The sequence below is a fragment of the Segniliparus rotundus DSM 44985 genome (assembly GCF_000092825.1).
Classification (GTDB): Bacteria; Actinomycetota; Actinomycetes; order Mycobacteriales; family Mycobacteriaceae; genus Segniliparus; species Segniliparus rotundus.
In genome coordinates, this window is the sequence record NC_014168.1 from 1,973,920 (window position 1) to 1,992,286 (window position 18,367).

Below are 18,367 nucleotides of genomic sequence, written 5' to 3' on the forward strand. Positions count from 1 at the left end.
AGGCCGGGCTTCCCGGCAGGAGATCCGCGAGCTCAAGTCCGAGCCAGCGCGCCACGGCCTCCAGTGCAGCGTGCTGGTTCGCGATCGTCATCGCTCGAACATAACGTCGAACTCGCGCCCACGTCCAGAGCAGGCGGGGCGCGGACCGCAAACCCGGCCTTGCGGCTACACTCCCGGTGCATGCCGAGACAGCTGCCCCCGTATTTGCGGTCGCGGGCGCTGTTCCTCATCGGCAGGCACGGCATGACCGCCGAAGCGGCTGCGCGGGAGATCGGCGTGAACGTGAACACCGTGCGCGCCTGGTGGCACGAGCACCGCCTGGCGAACGACATACCCCCAGCGCAACGCCCCCACCCCGCGAAAGTCAGACAAGCCGCGCTGCGACTGGTCTTCCACGACCAGCTCACCCCGGACGAGGCCGCGAAAACCCTCGGCGTGAAACCCGGCGTCGTCCAACACTGGGCAAACCAGCACAGGAAGAACAACCAACTCCCCCCGCCCGAACGCGGCCACCCCGACAGGCTGAGGGAAGAGGCCCTGCGCCTGGTCATCGAACAAGGGCTCAGCAGTGCCCGAGCCGCCCGCGAGGTCGGCGTGCCCACTGGCACCGTCGCGCACTGGGCCAAAGAGCACCGCAAAGCGAGCGGGCTCCCGCCCATCAAAGCCCGCCACCGAGCGGAAGTGAAACAAGAAGCCGTCCGCCTCGTCATCGAAGACGGCCTCACCTACGCCCAAGCCGCCCTGCGAACCGGCACAAGCGAGACTGCTGTCGGACAGTGGGCCAAAGCGCACCGAGCGCGGCACAATCTCCTGCCCCTGAGCAAGGGCCATCCCGAGCACGTCCGCGAAGAAGCCGTCCGCCTCGTCCTGGAGGACGGGCTCAGCCGAACCCAAGCGGCGAAACAAACCGGAGCCCACACAAGCACCGTCGAAAAATGGGCCGCCCGCCGTATCCACGAACTCCACGGCAACCCCGCCGAGCTACAAGCCTTCGCCGTGGGCCTGGCAGTCAACCGAAACCAGACTCTCCCCGACATCGCCACACGGCTCCGAATACCACTCGGCGCACTCGTCCGCTGGCTCCACGACGACCACCGGGCCAAACGCGGCAAACACCGCTGAAGCATCCCCGTTCAGACACCCCGAGTCAGCCTTTTTCAGCATCCCTCCCTATAAACAACGATCGCCGCTTGATCTGAGTAAAGAAAATTCTGACAACGATCGCCGCTTGATCTGAGTAAAGAAAATTCTGACAACGATCGCCGCTTGATCTGAGTAAAGAAAATTCTGACAACGATCGCCGCTTGATCTGTTTGACCAGCTCAGCCAGGCAGTCTGTCAGGGCCGTTGGCAATGGGCGCAAGGGGGCCGAGCCGCAGGGAGCGCCAGCGGACGGTGGCGAGGAACACGCCGCGACGGTTGCCAACGGAGCACATCACATCTGCTTTATGCGAGTTAGGACACTTTTTGATCGACGGTGGCCGGTCGTTCGGCTTGCCATTGCGCTAGGTGGAGCGGGAGCGTGCGGAGCTGTTGAGTCTGGCTATTTGGCGAAGGCGCTTCGGACGAGGGCGAGAAGTTCGGCGGAGATGCCTGGGGCTGCTGCGATGGTGGCCGTCGAGCTGTAGCTATGGGCGGTGCCGTTCGCGTCGGTGACGAGGGCGCCTGCCTCGCGGGCCAAGAGCACGCCCGCTGCGGTGTCCCATGGTTTGTTCGAGAGCATGATGCAAGCATCGGTGCTGCCTTCTGCCACGAATGCCAGGTCAAGCGTTGCTGCGCCGAACATTCTGATACGTTCAACTTTACCTATCAATGCCGTCGTAAGGGCGATGCGCTGCCAGTTCTTTTCCGAGGCATCTTGTCCAACCGCGTAGTCTCCGGTGGATACGAGAGAACTATTCAATTGTGTGGTTTCGCTTACGCGTATGGGCATCCCATTCCTGAAGGCACCGCCATCTTTTGTCGCGTGGTATCGAAGGTCAAGAGACTTTGCAGCAGTTATACCGACCACGGGCTCGCCGTAATGGAGGAGCGCCAAAGACACGGAACAAAGCATGAGTCCGTGTGAGAAGTTTGATGTTCCGTCGATAGGGTCTAGGGTCCAAACGAGATCATTTTGTAAAGGATCAGCCGCTTCGGTTACAGATTCCTCGCCGAGAAATCCAATATGAGGGGTGGTGCTATTAAGATATTGGTGAACCCGTTTTTGTATCCGCAAGTCGACTTCTGTGACAAAATCTCTGTCCCCTTTTGGGTGAGCGGGATGGCCGTGGACGAACTGATTCCTTGCTGGCCAGAGCTCGTTTAGAGCTATGTCTACCGCGTCTTGGGCCACCCCTAGGAGGCGGGCTAAGTCTAGAGCAGATTTATTTCCACTCATCTGATATGTCCTTTCCTCGTTCCCACAATGAGTCGAAGACTTGTGAGAATGCGTCGAATAGCCCCTTACGATCGGGCAGGTTTTTCACGACGAGCGTGGGCGATTCTAGCCCTCGGGCGTGCGGGAGGTAGTGCTGGACGATGCAGACGGCGTTGTCGATCACGGTGACGTTGAACCGCGCCGGTTCGTCATAGACCCGGAGCAAGAGCTGACCGGGGGTGTCTTCTGGAAGTTTCTTACGGACTCGTTGGAGGGTTTGGATGTTCAGGGATGTGAGCGACGAGAGCACGCCATCCTCGTGGTCCTCCTCGGCTTCTCGTTCTTTGACATGCCTGCCCTTCGGATCTATGAAGAGGCATTTGACGGTAGCGCCATTCGCGAGGCGCTGCCTGAGCCTGCTATCGGGGTATTGCTGACAGATGATGTTAAGGGAGAGCCCGACGACGCGGATATCCTGCGCCCCGTTGAAAAAGTGTTGCGGCGGGTAGGTATTCATGAAGTCGGAGCGGGTCACGAAAGCCTCCACGAAGCCCGCCGCTTTATCGCGCTCCAGGACGGTCGCTTCCGCGAGCGCAACGGCACCGAGGTCCGTGGGCGCGTCCTGTTCGGCGGAGGCTTCCTCCTCGTGAGGCTGGAACAACTGGTCCACGGCAAATCCGGGGAACATGCTTTCCAACACTCGGCAGTGATGCGGCTGGGGGACTCCTCTTATGGTGCCGTTGATCCAGCGGTAGAACTGCGCGCTCTCGGGGCCCTGGTCGGGCGATCCTATTCTCCTTGCGTGTTTCGCGTACTCGCGCAGAAATGCGGAATGTGTTTGGATATGACGCTGCCGCAGGAGAGCCTTCAGTGTGTTCAATCGGCGCCCTTTCCCGGTCGTGGTGCCTGTAATTTTAGCACAGAAGAGACGAGAAGATACATGAGGATAAAAGGAAGAGCGCGAGAAGTCAGAGAAGATAAAGAAAAGAAGCTCCGATGAGAACAGGAAAGCGATAAACCTATTGCTGCGCCTATCAAAATGAGCGGTGCTCGCTGAAAAGCGATGAAGAAAAGCCCGGCGAAAGTAAATGGGCTAGACGAAAAGGAATAGGTACAAGAAATGAGATTGCGGATTGATACGGAGGGTGTGCAGTTCTTCTGCACGAGGGCTGCGGAGCAGCGTGTGGCGCATGACACCGGGGCGCCGCGTTTGGACCGTGAGACCGGGTTGCCGCTGTGGCAGGTGCAGGTGATGGCTTTGGACGCCTCGGGGGGCGAGGTCGTGGCGATCACGGTGGCGGGGCAGCCGAAGGTCTCGGTCGGCTCCCTGGTGAAAGTGGACGGCTTGACGGCGTTGCCGTGGAGCCAGGAGGGCCGCTCCGGAGTGGCGTTCCGCGCGGAGTCCGTCGCGTCCATCGGAGCCCCGGTGGCAGGGGTCATCGCCCCGAACAAACCAGACAGCTCTAGCGGCGGCTCTTCCGGGCCGCAGCGTCCCGCCGCGTAACTCCCTGCTGGGCGGGGCAGCCGTTTGTGCCTGATTGGTCGGCTGCCCCGCACCTGCGGTTACCGCAATTTTCTTTTTCTTCCCGACTTCTCGAAAGGCATTGGTGTCGCTGTCATGGCGAATAATCAAAATAATAAATCGAAAGAACAAAGCGCGGGCGACGCCCTGTTCGAAGACGTGCTCACCGCCCTTTTTCATGCTCTTTTCTATTTGCTCAAGTGGGCGGTGCTGTTCCCCGCGATCAGCGCCCCAGTGATTCTTTCGCTTGTCGTGGACTTCGAATACGGTGTCCAGTTCGGCGCGGTCACAGCCTGGGTGCTGCTGTGCGCCTACACCGCGTGGGGCGTTCTGCATCCGGTGTCGTTCCGGTCGCTCATCTGGTGGCCGGTGGTCGTGCGTTATCGCAAGTGGTCGCGTTATGAGCGGCGTTGGGCTGTGGTGACGGAGATGAGCGGGCTCACCGCCAAGCTCGACGGCAAGATGATCGTCCCGAAGCTGCGCCGCATCGCCATCGCGAAGACGGTGGACACTTTGACGGTGGGCCTGTTGGCGGGGCAGTCGGTCGCGGACTGGCAGCGGCAATCCGACGCTTTGGGGCACACCTTCGGCGCGTCCCGGCTCTTGATCCGCTCGACGCGCCCCGGCGAAATCCTGATCCAGGTCCACCGCGCGGACTTGTTGGCGAAACCGGTCCCGGTGCCCGCTCCGCAGCAAACCCCGGACCTCGCCGTGCTCCCGGTCGGCGTCACAGAGAGCGGCAAGCCCTGGACGGTGAGCGTCCTCGGGCGGCACGTCCTGGTGGCTGGTGCCACGGGAGCCGGGAAGGGCTCGGTGCTGTGGTCGGTCTTGGTCGGCGCCTCTCCCGCGATATGGGAGGGTCTGGCGCAGGTGTGGGTGATCGACCCGAAGGGCGGGATGGAGTTCGGGGCGGGAGAGGCGATGTTCGCCCGCTTCGCCCACGACAACGCAGAAGGCGCCTTGGCCTTGCTGCGCGACGCGGCCCGGACGATGGTCGAACGAGCGGGACGGATGCGCGGGCGCTCCCGGCAGCACGTCCCGACGAAAGACGAGCCGCTTATCCTGCTCTTGGTCGATGAGCTGGCGTCTTTGACCGCCTACCAGACAGACAGGAAGGTCAAGACCGAGATGGAGCAACTGCTCGGGTTGGTCCTCACCCAAGGCCGCGCGGTAGGCGTCGTGGTGCTCGCGGCGGCGCAAGACCCCTCGAAAGACACTCTCGCCATGCGCCAGCTCTTCCCCACACGGATCGCGTTGCGCCTCTCGGAGCCGACACAGGCCGCGATGGTGCTCGGGCAGTCCGCGCGGGACCGTGGCGCAATGGCCGATCTGATCCCGGAGTCCACCCCCGGCGTCGGGTACGTCCAGGAGGAGGAGCGCGCCGAGCCGGTGCGGGTGCGGGCGTTCCATGTCTCCGACGCGATGATCGACCGCTTGGCGCGGGCCTTCGCCACCAAGAACGCGAAGAGAAAGGCGGGCGGGCGATGAGCGGCAAGTGCGAACTGCCGCAGATCGACATTGCCGGCATGGAGTTGCCCGGTATGCGCCGAGCGGTCAAGGGGGAGGCGGTGCTCGGGCAGATGCTCAAGCGCGCCGCCTCCCCCGGCTACCGGGACTGGGAAGCGCTCGCCTCGTCGGTGGGGTGGTGCGCCTGCCCCGTCCAGCTCACAAGCACGGACGTGGACGGGCAGGCATCAGCGGCGTACTCCCGGTGCAACAACCGCCGCGCGGCGGTCTGCCCGTCCTGCTCCCGCCTCTACGGGGGCGACGTGTTCCAGCTCGTCCACGCGGGCCTGTTCGGCGGAAGACACGGCATCCCTGAGACCGTGGCGTCGCACCCTCGGGTGTTCGCCACGCTCACCGCGCCGAGCTTCGGGAAAGTCCACACCACCAGAATGGACGGGCAGTGCCACCACCACGCTTACGCCGGTCGGCGGCGGTGCGAGCACAAGCGGCCGGTGTGGTGCGACGGGCGGCACGGCAAAACCGATCCCGAACTGGGCAAGCCGTTGTGCCTTCACTGCTACGACCACACAGGGCACGCCCTGTTCTCGTGGTGCCTGCCCGAGCTTTGGTGCAGGTTCGCCATCCGCTTGCGCCGCCTCCTCGCGCGGCGGCTCCGCGACATCGGGGAGCGTCCCGGCACCGTCAAAGTGACGTTCGTCAAGATCGCGGAGGCCCAGCGGCGCGGCCTGCCGCACCTGCACGCGGTGATCCGCCTCGACGCGGCGGCGAAACCGGGAGAGCCGCCCAGCCCTCCCACAACCCGGCTGAGCGCGCTCGACCTCGCGGAACTGGTAAAACACGCCGCCGCAGACGTCTCGGTCACCGCGAACGACGGCACAGAAAAAGGTCGCGCCGTCCGATTCGGAGAGCAGACCGACGCCCAGCACATCGAACCCGACTCCCCTGACTCTGACGGGACAACCAGCCGGAAAGTCGCCGGATACCTAGCCAAATACGTCACCAAATCCACCGCCGACTTCGGCATCAGCCCCGTGCGGATCGCCCCGGCCTCTATCGAGCACTTGGAGGTCAGCGAGCACGTCAACCGCATCCTCCATGCCCTCGTCTCGCTCTCCGTCCTGCCCGGCAACGAGGGCATGTGCGACTGGCTGCACACCCTCGGCTACCGGGGCCACGTCGCCACCAAATCACGCGGCTACTCCACCACCATGACCAAACTCCGCGAGCAACGCGCCATATGGCACACAAGCCAGCACAACGACGACAACACGGCACCGGAAGAAAAGGCATGGGCGGTGCGCCGGATCGGGCACGCCACCATCGGCGACCGCGTGCTCGCCCTCACCAAAGCTGCCCAACAACGCGAAAACCACCAAGCCGCCCGCGCCGCGCTTGATAGCCGAGAGGACCAGGGGGAGCTATGAGCGACAAGAAGGAAGACGCTCCCGAAATAATCCCCGGCCTGAGCGAGGAGGCGTTCGGCGCGTGGCTGGCCTCCTCCCGCGAGCGCCAGGGCCTACCGATGAAGATCACAGATCCCGGCACTCTCCAACAAATTGCCGCGCTGTTCGGCAAATCGCAGCCTGCGCGCAAGAACAGACGCTCACACGCGCCAGACCGGCTGCACGCGGCCTATGTCCAGCGTCCGCGCGCCACGGACCCCCGGCGCGATTACCGCGTGGTCGAGCACGGATTTCACAACGGCGCAACGGCGGTCCAAGGACAGCTCTTCCCACTGGCCGCGTAGCTCCTCGCCCCGCCCCGCGAACCCCGTCAAAGCGGTCGTCTGCGTCGCCTGCGCCAAACGCCGCTCGGCATCGCGGATACGGGCCTGGATCGGGTCGCGCGCCGCGATCCACTCGCGGATCGTGATCGTCCGCTGCGAGTAGAGCTGCGCCAGCTCCTCCAGTTGCAACTGGTCCATGGTCAACGCCTCCGACAAAGCGGCGGTCTCCCCGTCTTCGCTCTCCTTGCCCGCCATCTTCTTCGCCAACTCGGGGGAGTCCAGCAAGTCCAGCACCGCGCGGGTGATCAGCTCCTCCACCGGCTCTGCGACCACCGTCAACTTTCCACAGCTGTCACGAGCGGGAAACAACACACAGATGTATCGTCTGCGTCGATTAGATATGTCGTGAGGGGTTCGCGAGGACGAGCGCAATGTGTACCCGCACTTACCGCACCGCAGCAATCCGGACAGTAGGTGCGTCCGTGGCGCGCGTCGCCCGCTCACCGCACGCGCGGCGAATTTTGCCAACACCTGCTCGCGCTCCGCGAGGCCGATGATCGGTTCCCACATCGCGTCTCCGACGATCTCGCCACAGTGCTCGCGCAATCCGGCGATCCTCGGAGAGAGAAGTATTCGCCGCACCGTCGAAATGGTCCACTGCGCTTTACCCGTGGCGGTCGGCATGCCGGTCTCGTTCAGCCAGTTCGCCAGCCCGCGCACCGACTCCCCGGCGACGAACCGGCTAGCCAGCTCCCGAATCACCTGGGCCTCCGACTCGCGAACCGTGATCTTGTCCTGCTCGTACCCGAACGGACGCGACGGCCCGTGCGGCAACCCGGCTTTCGCGTTCTGCTCCCACTTGCGTTTGATCCGCGCCGACTTCCTGCCCGACTCCTTCGCCGCCCACGCCGCGAAAATCCGCGCCATAAAAAGACCGTCGTCATTCCCCAAGTCGATGTCGGCGGTCATCGTCGCCACCTGACGCACACCAGCCGCCGCGCACACCTTACTCAACGTCTCCAACTCGGAAGGAATACGAATGAGCCGGTCGAAGTTCCATACCACAATCGCGTCAATCACCCCGTCACGGATGTCCTCGACCATCTGCTCGAAACCGGGACGCGCTACACCTGAATACGCCGACAAATCGTTGTCCACGTACTCCCGCGCTACCGCCCAGCCCTTCTCAGCGGCCTTCTTGCTGTTGTCCTCCCGCTGACGGTCTACCCCCAGCTCCAAACCCTCTTGGTCATACGAAATCCGCAGGTAAGAACCTGCCCGCTTGGTAGACTCAGCTCTGATCGGCACAGATAGTATCTTACCGAAATGCCGGGTATCCGGCCGGGCATGTCCAACTCTTGCGCAAGGTTGCTTCCAGCGGAGCTGTGATCAGTGAATATCCCCCAGGGACGCGACCAGCGAGGCATCGGTTCCTTGCGCGCAACAGGCTGATCGCGGGCCTGTCCGGCGGGGTCCTTGTCGTGGAGGCGGGCAATCGCAGCGGCGCTTTGAACACTGCGGGGTGGGCGCGCCAGCTTGGCCTCGCGGTGTTCGCGGTGCCAGGCCCGGTGTTCGCGCTTCCCTCGGCCGGCTGCCACAAGCTGATCGCCTCAGGCGAGGCCGAACTCGTGTGGGACGCGCAGATGCTCGTCGAACGGGTCGGACCGATTGGGCTCTTCGCGCCGGACGAGCCGGACCTCGCCAGAGAACTCGACAGCCTGTCCCCGGACCAAGGGCGGATACATGGGGCGCTCACCTCTCGCAAAGCAAAATCGACCGCAGAAATATCCCGCTCCAGCGGTCTGGCCGTCGCCACGGTGATCGCCGAGCTTGCGCTGCTTGAACTGTGCGGGCTTGCGAAAGAGGCGGCAGATGGCGGCTGGACTCGCGCCTAACGAAGATTGCCCGCCAACTCGCCGCCGCTGCCGAACAGCTCAGCGCTCCACCGCCGCAGGACATCGGTGTTGTCCTGATCGTTCGGGTGGAATCCGTGCTGGGTGTAGGACCTGATTCTCGCAATCACCTCACGGGTGAGAAACGGCGAGTTGCGTAGCTTGGCGACGCTCGCGACGAGTCTGCGCACGTTGTAGGCGGAGCGGTCCATCGCAAGGCTGATGGCGGTGCGCGCCAGTGTTGTCCCGAGGAAGCTGAAGTTCACAAAGCGCATCGCTCGCACCCGCGTCCGTTCGCTCGTGCCAATCGAGCGCAGCACGTCGAACGCCACGGCCCGATGCTCGGACTCCTCATACGCGTGCCACAGCAACATACGGCGGACCTCCGTGTTCCCCAGCATTTCCTGCGCCCGCGCGTCAGTCAGGAGGGTCTCCGCGAACACAGCTGTGTAATGCTCGAGCGCGGCTGTTATCGCAAGACAGAATTGAGGAGAGAAGAACCGTTCGAACAACTTCAAGCCGTTGCGGACGGCCCGATCCACATGATGCGTCGGGTAACCCATCTGCTGAAGCCGGTCGTTGAGCTCACGATGCTCGCGCCCATGCGTGACCTCTTGGCCGATGAAGCCGGCCACTTGCCGTTTCAGTTCGGGGTCGGAGATCTGGTCGGCGAAGCGGCGGACTGACCGGATGAAAAACTCCTCCCCTTCGGGGAACACTGCGGACAGCATCGCCACAAGGTGGCTCATGACAAGATCGCCCTGCACATAATGGCGCTCCAAGGAACCGGCGGGGTACTGGAATTTGATCCGACGCACTTTGATGGGCGCCGGCTCCTTCCCATCCGTCGAGCCCATCGCACATCCCTTCCTCATCGCGAAACCCGGAACTGCGAAACCGGGATGGTACTGCCGAGTACCATTGATACTATACCGCTGCCCACCATCAACGTCAACACCCGAGCGGATAAGGAGGACGCGGCGTGAACGAGGTCCGCCGGAGGCTCCTCGCCGCCCTTGAGCAATCCGTCGTCGAGCACGGGCTCTTGAACACCACCGTCGCCGAAATCGTCCGCCGCGCCGCCACATCCAGACGGACGTTCTATGAGCATTTCGAGAGCAAAGAAGCCTGCTATCTCGAATTCCTCGGCGAGATCAACAATCGCCTCGGCGAGCTGATCACAGAGGCGGTCGGCTCGACATCGCATCCGGTCGAACAGATACGCCAAGGCGTGCGCGCCTGGCTGATTGCCGCTGAAGCGAACTCCGCAGCCCATGTCAGCTTGATCCGGGAGCTGCCGAGCCTCGGAGAGCCCGGCCGACAGCTGCTCCGACGCAACCATGAGAATCTCATCGGCGTTTTCCAAAAGCTCACTGACAACCCCCAGCTGCGCGAACTCGGGGTCAAGCCGGTGACCCGTGACACGGCGCGCGTCATCCTCGGCGGCCTGAACGAACTGGTGATCTCGACTGTCGAGGACGGCGGCAAGCCCACAGACGTGGAACACGCCGCCGTCGACGCCGTGTACGCGCTCCTCGGGCCCAGAGCCGAGTTGCCCGGACTGCATCTCGCCGGACCACATCTACCCGACTCAAATGCGACCAACCGAGAAGACTCAGCCTGGTCACGATGAAGCGCGTCCGCTTGCGGGACGATCCTGCGCCCTGCACACTGCGACGGTGACCACTATGGCGGAAGCGCTCGCCCAGTACGAGCGGCACCTGCGGTTCGAGCGCGGAAGGTCCCCGAACACCGTTCGGGCGTACTTGGGCGACTTGCGCGCGTACTTCGGCCCGGCGGTGGACGGGAACGACCAGGACGACACCGCTGCGCACGAGGTGCTGGGCGCGGTCACCATAGCCGATTTGCGCGGTTGGTTGTCAGAGATGACAGCGGAAGGCGCAAGCCGGGCGACCTTGGCGCGGCGCGCGTCCGGCATGAAGACCTTTTTCGAGTGGGCGATGCGCAACGGTCTCGCCGAGCATGATCCGACCGCCCGGCTGAGCACGCCGAAGCTTCGCAGAACACTGCCGCATGTGCTGCGCCAAGACCAAGCCGAGCAGGCGCTCGGACCCGCCCCGCACCAGCGCGAGGGCCCACTGGCGCTGCGCGACCAGCTCATCCTGGAACTGCTCTACGGGACGGGAATGCGCGTCGGCGAGCTGTGCGGGCTCGACCTCGACGACATCGACCAGGACCGGCGTTTGGCGACTGTGCTCGGCAAAGGCGACAAACAGCGGGCGGTCCCGTTCGGCGCGAAAGCGGCTGACGCCCTCGCGGCATGGCTGCGCGACGGCAGACCTGCGCTCGTCGGACCCCGATCCGGGGCGGCGCTCCTGCTCGGCGCGCGCGGCAAACGATTGGACCCGCGAACCGCCCGACGCGTGGTGCAGGAACGAGTCGCCGAGGAGGCGGGACTGCCAAGCCTCGGCCCGCACGGGCTGCGGCACAGCGCCGCCACCCATTTGCTCGAAGGCGGCGCTGATCTGCGGGTGGTACAAGAGATCTTGGGGCACTCAAGCCTCGCGACAACGCAGATCTACACCCATGTCAGCGTGGAGCGCCTCAGAAAGGTCCACGAGCAAGCCCATCCGAGGGGCTAGCGCGCGGTCATTCGCGTGGGGTTCGAGCAAGCGCATGGGTTCGAGCAAGGTTTTGAAATCTTTTCCGCTGGTCTTCGAGTCACGTGCTCGGGCCGCCAAGCGTTGAAGAGGTCGCGTCGACATGGGCGCAGACGGGAAGGACATCGCCCTTCCGTGGGTCGAGCGGCTGTGGAGCGGCACCGCTGACGCCGAGGATTTGCGCGAGATCGCCGAGAAATATTTGCCAGACGCGCTGACGCGCCGCGGCGGCGAATCGACCATCCCGTCCATGGGTTTCAACCGGATCGGCAAGACCGCCACCAGCACGAGCGGGTCGTCATAGCGGTCTTGGCGGCCGTGGCCGCGCTTGAGCCCCCAATGCAAACAGGCGGCCGCTGGGCAACCCGGATGCCCTGCCGAGAGGCGGCCGATGGGCTCGCCCGCCGCGACAAGGTCGCCTGCTCGGACCGTCGGTTCCACGGGCTCGTACGTGGTGCGAAAACCGCTCGGATGCTCGACCGCGATCACGCCAATCCCACTCACCGAGCCCGCGAACACGACTGTGCCCCGCCCCGCCGAACGCACCACGGCCCCCGCCGCCGCCGCGAGGTCAACTCCTCGGTGGCCGGAGCCCCAACGCTGGCCTGGGGGGTCGAATTTCGTCACAACGCGCGGTTTCGGGGAAAGCGGCCAGACGAACCCCGTGGTCGGGGCAGGCGCGGAGACAGCTGGCGCGGCGGCGAGATCGGCGACGAGGCAGCAACACGCGACGAGAAACCCTTGGACGAACTTCATCTTTCCAGACTGCGCCTCGCCGCAGGGAGGTCATGGCCGTTCTCGGGTGCTTGTGCACCGATTGCTTCGCGCGCTCACAGACCACGCATGGCCGCGCTCACGCGGGATTGTCCGGAAGCCGGAGGTCCGGCTGCTCCAGCTCCTCGATGTTCACGTCCTTGAAGGTGATGACACGGACCTGTTTGAGGAAACGGAACGGGCGGTAACGGTCCCACACCCACGCGTCGGTCATCCGCACATCGAAATAGACCTCGCCGTCCGCGTTCCTCGGCACCACCTCGACGGAGTTCGCGAGGTAGAACCGGCGCTCGGTCTCCACGACGTAACTGAACTGGCCGACGATGTCCTTGTACTCGCGGTACAGCGACAGCTCAAGCTCTGTTTCGTAATTCTCCAGGTCTTCTGTGCTCATAGAAGTGTTCCGGCTCCTTCGGTTCGTTCCATTCTATCGCCGGGCTGCGGCGACGGGGGCGTAAGAGTATCTGTGATGCTCGCAGGGCCCGAACTGCGCCAACGCCGACATGTGCGCCGCCGTGCAGTAGCCCTTGTGGGCCGCGAAACCGTAGCCTGAGCGGGACTGGTCCAATGCCACCATGATCCGGTCGCGGGCGACTTTGGCGAGCACGCTCGCGGCGGCGATGCAGGCGACAAGCCTGTCTCCGCCGACCACCCGTTGCGCGGGCGACGGCATGCCCGGCACGTCGAACCCGTCCATGAGCACGTAGTCCGGCGGTTGGGCCAGGCCCGCGACGGCACGGCGCATGCCTTCGAGGTTGGCTTGGTGCACACCCATCGCGTCGACTTCGGCGGGCGGCATCACCACCACATGCCAGCCGAGGGACTGCTCGCGGATACGCGGCTCCAACCACTCCCGTTTCTGCGCGGTGAGCCGCTTCGAATCGTCAAGACCAGGCAACGCCCGAGCGGAGCGTGGTTTCAACACGCAGCTCGCCACCACGAGGGGCCCTGCGCAAGCTCCTCGGCCGGCTTCGTCCACACCAGCCACCGATGTGTATCCCGCACGGCGCAAAGCGGCTTCGAACGCATGCAATCCCTTGCTTATTGCTGGAAAAGGCGCTGGTCGAGCGAATTCGCCCGAACTCGTGGACATGGTCTCAGACTAACAGACATCCGGGCGCGGAATCGCTCAGCGCTGGATCTCCGGCGCGTGCACCACAGCCCATCGAGAGACGGGGTAGATGATGACACGGACCTTGCCGACGACGTTGCCAACTGGCACCGTTCCGTTTTCCACATTCGGCGGTCCGTCCTCCGTGACATAGCTGTGCGCGCGGGAGTCATTGGAGTCGGTCCGGTTGTCGCCCATCACCCAGAGCTTGCCGGGCGGGACGGTGATCGGGCCGAACTCGGCGAATCTCTCACCGGGGGGCGAAAGGCAGATATTGCCCGAGGCTTTGGCCGCGTTCATCGGTTGGTTGTCGAGGTACGGCTCGTCCAAGGGTTTCCCGTTCACCGTGAGGCCGTGCTCCGGATCGCACGCAACCGTCTGCCCTCCGGTCGCCACGACCCGCTTGACGATGTAGTTCTCGTCCGGAGGCAGCAACCTGACCAGCCTGCCCAACCATTTCAGCCCGTCGACCACGCTTCCGAGCGTGGATTCGTCCCGTTTGGGACGGCGGAGGTCGTGCGAGTTGTGCACCCAGCTTTGCGGGGAGACGAACACCACGACGTCTCCGGGGCGGGGGTCTGAGTAGCGGTAGACCATTCGGTCCACAAGGACCCGGTCGCCGGTGCACCCGAAGCACCCGTGCAAGGTGGGCTCCATCGACTCCGACGGGATCACAAAGGGACGGGCGATGAACGTCTGAACGACAAAATTGATCGCGAGAACAAGAACGACGAGGATGGCCGTCTCTTGCCAGAAGGGGCGTTCGCGCTGTTGCTTCTTCTTGCCTTTGCGGGAGTCGGCTTTGTCGTGCGCGGCGTCGCTTTTCTGGCCGTGCGCGCCCCGCGAAGCGGCACCGCCGTCCACGCCAGAACCGTCAGAGGAGACCTCGGTCATCGGGCGGCGACGCGCTTCTCCTTGATCTTCGCGGCCTTCCCGCGCAGATCGCGCAGGTAGTACAGCTTCGCGCGGCGAACGTCGCCCCGAGTCACGACATCGATCTTGGCGATGTTGCCGCTGTGCACGGGGAAGGTCCGCTCGACGCCAACGCCGAAGGACACCTTGCGCACGGTGAAAGTCTCGCGGATCCCGCCGCCCTGGCGGCGGATGACGGCCCCCTTGAAGACCTGGATGCGCTCCTTGGAGCCCTCAATGACCTTGACGTGCACTTCGACTGTGTCGCCCGGTCCGAAATCCGGGAGGTCGTCGCGCAGCAGCGGTTTCTCGACGAAATCAAGCCTGTTCATGGTGTTCTCGCAGTCCTTAACATATTTCGGAACATATTTTCGGTGGCGCGCCATGCTCTCCGAAGTGTGCTCCGGACACGCGCCAGCCCGGTCGGGCAACTGGTCTATTGTGCCAGACGCGGGCGCGAATGCGAAATCGACGGCCAGGCAGATCTGAGCGTGATCGCTGCGCTACACTCCGTGAAGTCAATAGTCGGTTTTGCGAGACGTTTCCGCGCGTTCAGCTGAGGATCGGGGTGTCCATGCGATTGGGTCGGAGCGCTCACCACGCAGCGCGTCAATTCGGGCGCGGTCAGTTCTGGCGCGCCGTCAGCGCAACCGCTCTCGCCTGCGCCGTCGCGACAAGCTGCACCATTCAGCTTCCCGTGCGGTCCATGGGCGACCAGAAGCTCGCCTCACCGTACCCCGACCTCGTCGAAAAACCAGACCCGTTCTTGTTGCCCTCAGCCGTCGAAGCATCGGTCAACGGCAAGACGAAACTCGAAGACCGGCTTGCCTCCGCGACCTTCGCCGCCGCCGCGCGCGGGGCTTCCGTTGCGATCGCGTACCGGGATCGTTCGCAAGACCCGGCAGTGACGGTGTCCAACGGAGAGGCCGCGCTCAAGCTCCAGGCCCCTGTCGCGTCGCTCGCCAAGCTCTGGATCGCCGATCACCTGCTCTATGAGGACTCGGTGTGGGCGAACAAGCCCAAGGGCGACCAACCCGAGCCCGACCGGGTGGAGCTCAGCGCCGACGAAAAGACCGACGTCGAGTCGATCCTGAAGAACTCCGACGACGCGGCGGCGTGGCGATTGTGGACGAAATACGGCAGATCGGACATCGTCGCGGAAGTCAAAGACCGGTACAAGCTCAGCGACAGCACCGCCCCGGCCCCGGACAACACCTGGTGGAACGCGTTGAGCACGCCGGAGGACGTCGTGTCCTACTACGACCAGCTGCTCGCGCAACAAAACGCCGCTCCTCCGGACGGCGGCTCCGACGACGACAGAAATGCGGCGGCGGCCTGGAAGAACGCGGCAAACCAAGTCGTTCAGAACTTGGAGCATTACGACGCCACGCAAACCGGCTCCTGCTACGAGACCGACAAGAAGGACAAGCAGCAATGCGGGGCCGCCCAGTCCTTCGGGTTCCCGCAGGCGCTTCCCGCCGAACACCCGGACAGCACGAACCTGTTCGGGGTGAAACAGTCCCGAATGTGCTGCGTCGAAGACCACTGGGTCCATTGGAGCACCGCCTTCGACCTGACGAACAATCGGAACGCCATCCTCGTCGCCCTCTCCATCGAGCGGATCGAGCCGACGGGCTCCTCGGTGAACGAGCAGCGCTACGCGAGCACCCAAGTGGCGAACGACGACTCCGCGAAACACGCCGCAGTCACGCTGACTGGGGCGCTGATGCGGACCTTCCCCGAAGGCAAACTGCCCTAAGCGCGGACTTCGCCTCAAACACCGTCGTCACGACGGCCAGGCGCCACCGTGAGCAGGTCTGGTCGGCGCTGCGCCGTGCGTAGAAGGGATTGTTCGCGCCGCCACGCCGCGATTTTGCCGTGGTCCCCGGAAAGCAGCACCTCGGGGACGTCCAGCCCGCGCCACGACTCGGGCCGTGTGTAACAGGGGGCTTCGAGCAGTCCTTCGGAGAACGAGTCCTCTTGATGAGACTGCGGGTTCCCCAGCACGCCGGGGAGCAGGCGGACCACAGCCTCCACCATCGCGAGCACGGCGACTTCACCGCCGACCAGCACGTAGTCCCCAATGCTGACCTCCGCGACCCGCACCCGCCGCTGCGCGTCTTGGACCACGCGCTGGTCGATCCCCTCGTATCGGCCGCACGCGAACACCAAGTGCTGCTCGTGCGCCCATGCGCGCGCTGTGGCTTGGACGAACGGTTGGCCTGCCGGGGTGGGAACCACAAGAAGGGCTTCGTCCGGGCAGACCGCGTCCAGGGCGGGGCCCCAGACATCGGCGCGCATCACCATGCCTGGGCCACCGCCATAAGGCGAGTCGTCCACGCTTTTATGCGCGCCTGTTGCCCATTGCCGCAATTCATGGACGTCGAGCCCGATGATCTCCCGCTCGATCGCTTTGCCGATCAAACCTTCGCGCAATGGGCTGAAGCATTCGGGGAAGATAGTGACGACGTCGAGTTTCATAGCCCGCTGATCCTATCGGATGAACGGCAAAGCAGCAGGCTCCGCTGCGCGAAGAAAAACACTCGGAACGAGCCTGCGCAGCAGAAGCGGATCGAAGAGAACCGCTCTAAAGGTCCAGCAGCCCTTCGGGCAGCTCGACCCACGCCGTCTTCTCGGCCAGCGAAACTTCCACAACGATCGCGGCAACAAAGGGCACCAGCACCTCGCGTCCGCCTTCGACCCGGGCCACCAGCCAGTCCCCGCCAGCGGAGTGGACCACGTCGGCGACTTCCCCGAGCTCCCCTCCGCCAGCGCGGTCCACGATTCGAAGACCGACCAACTCATGGTCGTAGAACTCGTCGGGGTCCTCGCTCGGCGGCAGGTCCTCAGTGCGCACAACCAAAAGTGCGCCTCGGAGCGAGTCGGCAGCCGCACGGTCCATGACTTCGGCGAAAGTGACAAGCAGATGACTCGCATGCTCCCGGGCGGAAAGCACGTGGAGCGCTTTGTCCGCCTGTTTTGCCTTCGGCATCCGCAGGAGCAATGTGGAGCCCGGCGCGAAACGTCGCTCCGGGTCGTCTGTGCGGATTTCGACGGCCACCTCGCCGGTGAGACCATGCGACTTGGCTATCCTGCCGACCACCAGCTCTGTCACTCCAGAGCCCCTATCTCAGCGATCGAGATCCACGAAGTCGACGCGCACGCCGCGGCCGCCGATCGAGTTGACCACTGTGCGCAAGGCGCTGGCCGTGCGGCCGCCTCGGCCGATGGCCTTGCCCAGATCTTCGGGATGCACGTGCACTTCCAGAACACGGCCACGACGACCGGCCACAAGCCGGACCGACACGTCGTCAGGATTGGCGACGATGCCCCGGATGAGGTGCTCGGTGGCCTCCACCAAAGTGTCGGTCACTGCTCTGTCGCACCGGTTTCTGCAACGGCCTCGGCCGCGGGTTCTTCGGCAGGAGCCTCAGCGGCTTCTTCCTTCGCCTCGGCGGCGGGCTCATCAGTTTTGTCAGCCTTCTTGCGAGACTTCTTCGGAGTGGTCGCAGCGCCTTGGCCCGCGTCGCCCACCTTGGCGAGCTCGGCGTTGAAGACCTCAAGCTTCGACGGCTTGGCCGGAGCGACCTTGAGGGTGCCCTCGGCGCCGGGGAGGCCCTTGAACTTCTGCCAGTCGCCGGTGATCTTCAGGAGCACCTCGACGGACTCGGTCGGCTGCGCGCCGACGCCGAGCCAGTACTGCGCCCTCTCGGACTCGATCTGGATGAAGCTCGGCTCCTCCTTGGGGTGGTACTTGCCGATGGTCTCGATGACCCGGCCGTCCCGGCGGGCACGGGCGTCGGCGATGACGACACGGTAATGCGGGCTACGGATCTTGCCGAGCCGCTGAAGCTTGATCTTGACTGCCACCTGGTTCCTCTGCAGAGTTCTTTTCGTTCGTTATTGGGTCTTCAGGGCGCGCTATGGACACGACGGACCCGCGCACAAATCCGGGTGTTCATCTTGCCAGAAATGTTCTGTTC

The 18,367-nt window shown here is 64.2% G+C and carries 21 protein-coding genes and 1 pseudogene; 9 read left to right on the forward strand and 13 right to left on the reverse strand.

The features are described from left to right. Positions 1-180: 180 nt before the first annotated feature. Positions 181-1,122, forward strand: a complete 942-nt coding sequence (locus tag SROT_RS09750) for a transposase (protein ID WP_013138862.1) — start codon at positions 181-183, stop codon at positions 1,120-1,122. Between the two features lie 421 nt (positions 1,123-1,543). On the opposite strand, the gene SROT_RS09755 is transcribed toward SROT_RS09750, so the two are convergent. Further along, positions 1,544-2,380, reverse strand: coding sequence for an inositol monophosphatase family protein (locus tag SROT_RS09755; protein WP_013138863.1), 837 nt, complete (start codon positions 2,378-2,380; stop codon positions 1,544-1,546). Beyond that, positions 2,367-3,239 carry a DUF5919 domain-containing protein gene (locus SROT_RS09760; protein ID WP_013138864.1) on the reverse strand — a complete coding sequence of 291 codons (873 nt, stop codon included), beginning with the start codon at positions 3,237-3,239 and terminating at the stop codon, positions 2,367-2,369. The genes SROT_RS09755 and SROT_RS09760 overlap by 14 nt, the downstream gene beginning before the upstream one ends. A 240-nt stretch (positions 3,240-3,479) precedes the next feature. Here SROT_RS09760 and SROT_RS09765 point away from each other — a divergent pair, with 240 nt between their 5' ends. From SROT_RS09765 to SROT_RS09775, 3 genes are all read left to right on the forward strand, one after another. Then, entirely contained in the window at positions 3,480-3,863 is a 384-nt protein-coding gene (locus SROT_RS09765; protein WP_013138865.1) for a hypothetical protein, read from the forward strand. A gap of 114 nt (positions 3,864-3,977) precedes the next feature. Next, positions 3,978-5,369 carry an FtsK/SpoIIIE domain-containing protein gene (locus tag SROT_RS09770; RefSeq protein ID WP_013138866.1) on the forward strand — a complete coding sequence of 464 codons (1,392 nt, stop codon included), beginning with the start codon at positions 3,978-3,980 and terminating at the stop codon, positions 5,367-5,369. Further along, positions 5,366-6,772 (forward strand): replication initiator, encoded by a 1,407-nt coding sequence (locus tag SROT_RS09775; protein ID WP_013138867.1) that lies wholly within the window; start codon positions 5,366-5,368, stop codon positions 6,770-6,772. Before SROT_RS09770 ends, SROT_RS09775 begins: the two co-directional genes overlap by 4 nt. 179 nt (positions 6,773-6,951) lie before the next feature. Here SROT_RS09775 and SROT_RS09780 read toward each other — a convergent pair whose 3' ends face one another. Further along, the gene (locus SROT_RS09780) at positions 6,952-8,382 is read right to left on the reverse strand and encodes a recombinase family protein (protein WP_013138868.1); all 1,431 of its coding nucleotides are present in this window, start codon (positions 8,380-8,382) and stop codon (positions 6,952-6,954) included. Positions 8,383-8,384: 2 nt separating this feature from the next. Between SROT_RS09780 and SROT_RS09785 the strand changes: the two genes are divergently transcribed. Further along, complete coding sequence (locus tag SROT_RS09785) at positions 8,385-8,969, forward strand: DNA-processing protein DprA (RefSeq protein WP_083777865.1); 585 nt, start codon at positions 8,385-8,387, stop codon at positions 8,967-8,969. Here the strand turns inward: SROT_RS09785 and SROT_RS09790 are convergent. Then, positions 8,966-9,823 carry a metal-dependent hydrolase gene (locus tag SROT_RS09790; RefSeq protein WP_013138869.1) on the reverse strand — a complete coding sequence of 286 codons (858 nt, stop codon included), beginning with the start codon at positions 9,821-9,823 and terminating at the stop codon, positions 8,966-8,968. The genes SROT_RS09785 and SROT_RS09790 overlap by 4 nt on opposite strands. Before the next feature lie 125 nt (positions 9,824-9,948). Between SROT_RS09790 and SROT_RS09795 the strand changes: the two genes are divergently transcribed. The 3 genes from SROT_RS09795 (at position 9,949) to SROT_RS17100 (ending at position 11,891) form a co-directional block, all read left to right on the forward strand. Next, positions 9,949-10,599, forward strand: a complete 651-nt coding sequence (locus SROT_RS09795; RefSeq protein ID WP_013138870.1) for a TetR/AcrR family transcriptional regulator — start codon at positions 9,949-9,951, stop codon at positions 10,597-10,599. Positions 10,600-10,654: 55 nt separating this feature from the next. Then, positions 10,655-11,569, forward strand: a complete 915-nt coding sequence (locus SROT_RS09800; protein WP_013138871.1) for a tyrosine recombinase XerC — start codon at positions 10,655-10,657, stop codon at positions 11,567-11,569. Between the two features lie 121 nt (positions 11,570-11,690). Further along, entirely contained in the window at positions 11,691-11,891 is a 201-nt protein-coding gene (locus SROT_RS17100) for a hypothetical protein (RefSeq protein WP_041407160.1), read from the forward strand. Positions 11,892-11,917: 26 nt separating this feature from the next. Here SROT_RS17100 and SROT_RS17105 read toward each other — a convergent pair. The 5 genes and pseudogenes from SROT_RS17105 to rplS form a co-directional block, all read right to left on the reverse strand. Next, positions 11,918-12,343: pseudogene (locus SROT_RS17105) on the reverse strand (M23 family metallopeptidase); the annotation flags it as partial. A 97-nt stretch (positions 12,344-12,440) separates the two neighbouring features. Continuing rightward, positions 12,441-12,755 carry a DUF2469 domain-containing protein gene (locus tag SROT_RS09810; protein ID WP_007470795.1) on the reverse strand — a complete coding sequence of 105 codons (315 nt, stop codon included), beginning with the start codon at positions 12,753-12,755 and terminating at the stop codon, positions 12,441-12,443. A 33-nt stretch (positions 12,756-12,788) separates the two neighbouring features. After that, entirely contained in the window at positions 12,789-13,454 is a 666-nt protein-coding gene (locus SROT_RS09815) for a ribonuclease HII (protein ID WP_013138873.1), read from the reverse strand. A 36-nt stretch (positions 13,455-13,490) separates the two neighbouring features. After that, the gene (gene lepB / locus SROT_RS09820; protein WP_013138874.1) at positions 13,491-14,366 is read right to left on the reverse strand and encodes a signal peptidase I; all 876 of its coding nucleotides are present in this window, start codon (positions 14,364-14,366) and stop codon (positions 13,491-13,493) included. After that, positions 14,363-14,716 (reverse strand): 50S ribosomal protein L19, encoded by a 354-nt coding sequence (gene rplS / locus SROT_RS09825; protein ID WP_013138875.1) that lies wholly within the window; start codon positions 14,714-14,716, stop codon positions 14,363-14,365. Before rplS ends, lepB begins: the two co-directional genes overlap by 4 nt. Before the next feature lie 374 nt (positions 14,717-15,090). Between rplS and SROT_RS09830 the strand changes: the two genes are divergently transcribed. Continuing rightward, positions 15,091-16,143: a hypothetical protein gene (locus tag SROT_RS09830; protein WP_013138876.1), complete on the forward strand. Its 1,053-nt coding sequence runs from the start codon at positions 15,091-15,093 to the stop codon at positions 16,141-16,143. 14 nt (positions 16,144-16,157) lie between these two features. On the opposite strand, the gene trmD is transcribed toward SROT_RS09830, so the two are convergent. The 4 genes from trmD to rpsP form a co-directional block, all read right to left on the reverse strand. Next, positions 16,158-16,865: a tRNA (guanosine(37)-N1)-methyltransferase TrmD gene (gene trmD / locus SROT_RS09835; RefSeq protein WP_013138877.1), complete on the reverse strand. Its 708-nt coding sequence runs from the start codon at positions 16,863-16,865 to the stop codon at positions 16,158-16,160. Between the two features lie 106 nt (positions 16,866-16,971). Then, entirely contained in the window at positions 16,972-17,499 is a 528-nt protein-coding gene (gene rimM / locus SROT_RS09840) for a ribosome maturation factor RimM (RefSeq protein ID WP_041407167.1), read from the reverse strand. A 15-nt stretch (positions 17,500-17,514) separates the two neighbouring features. After that, the gene (locus SROT_RS09845; RefSeq protein ID WP_013138879.1) at positions 17,515-17,757 is read right to left on the reverse strand and encodes an RNA-binding protein; all 243 of its coding nucleotides are present in this window, start codon (positions 17,755-17,757) and stop codon (positions 17,515-17,517) included. Next, complete coding sequence (rpsP, locus tag SROT_RS09850; protein WP_013138880.1) at positions 17,754-18,254, reverse strand: 30S ribosomal protein S16; 501 nt, start codon at positions 18,252-18,254, stop codon at positions 17,754-17,756. The genes SROT_RS09845 and rpsP overlap by 4 nt, the downstream gene beginning before the upstream one ends. Positions 18,255-18,367: the final 113 nt, after the last annotated feature.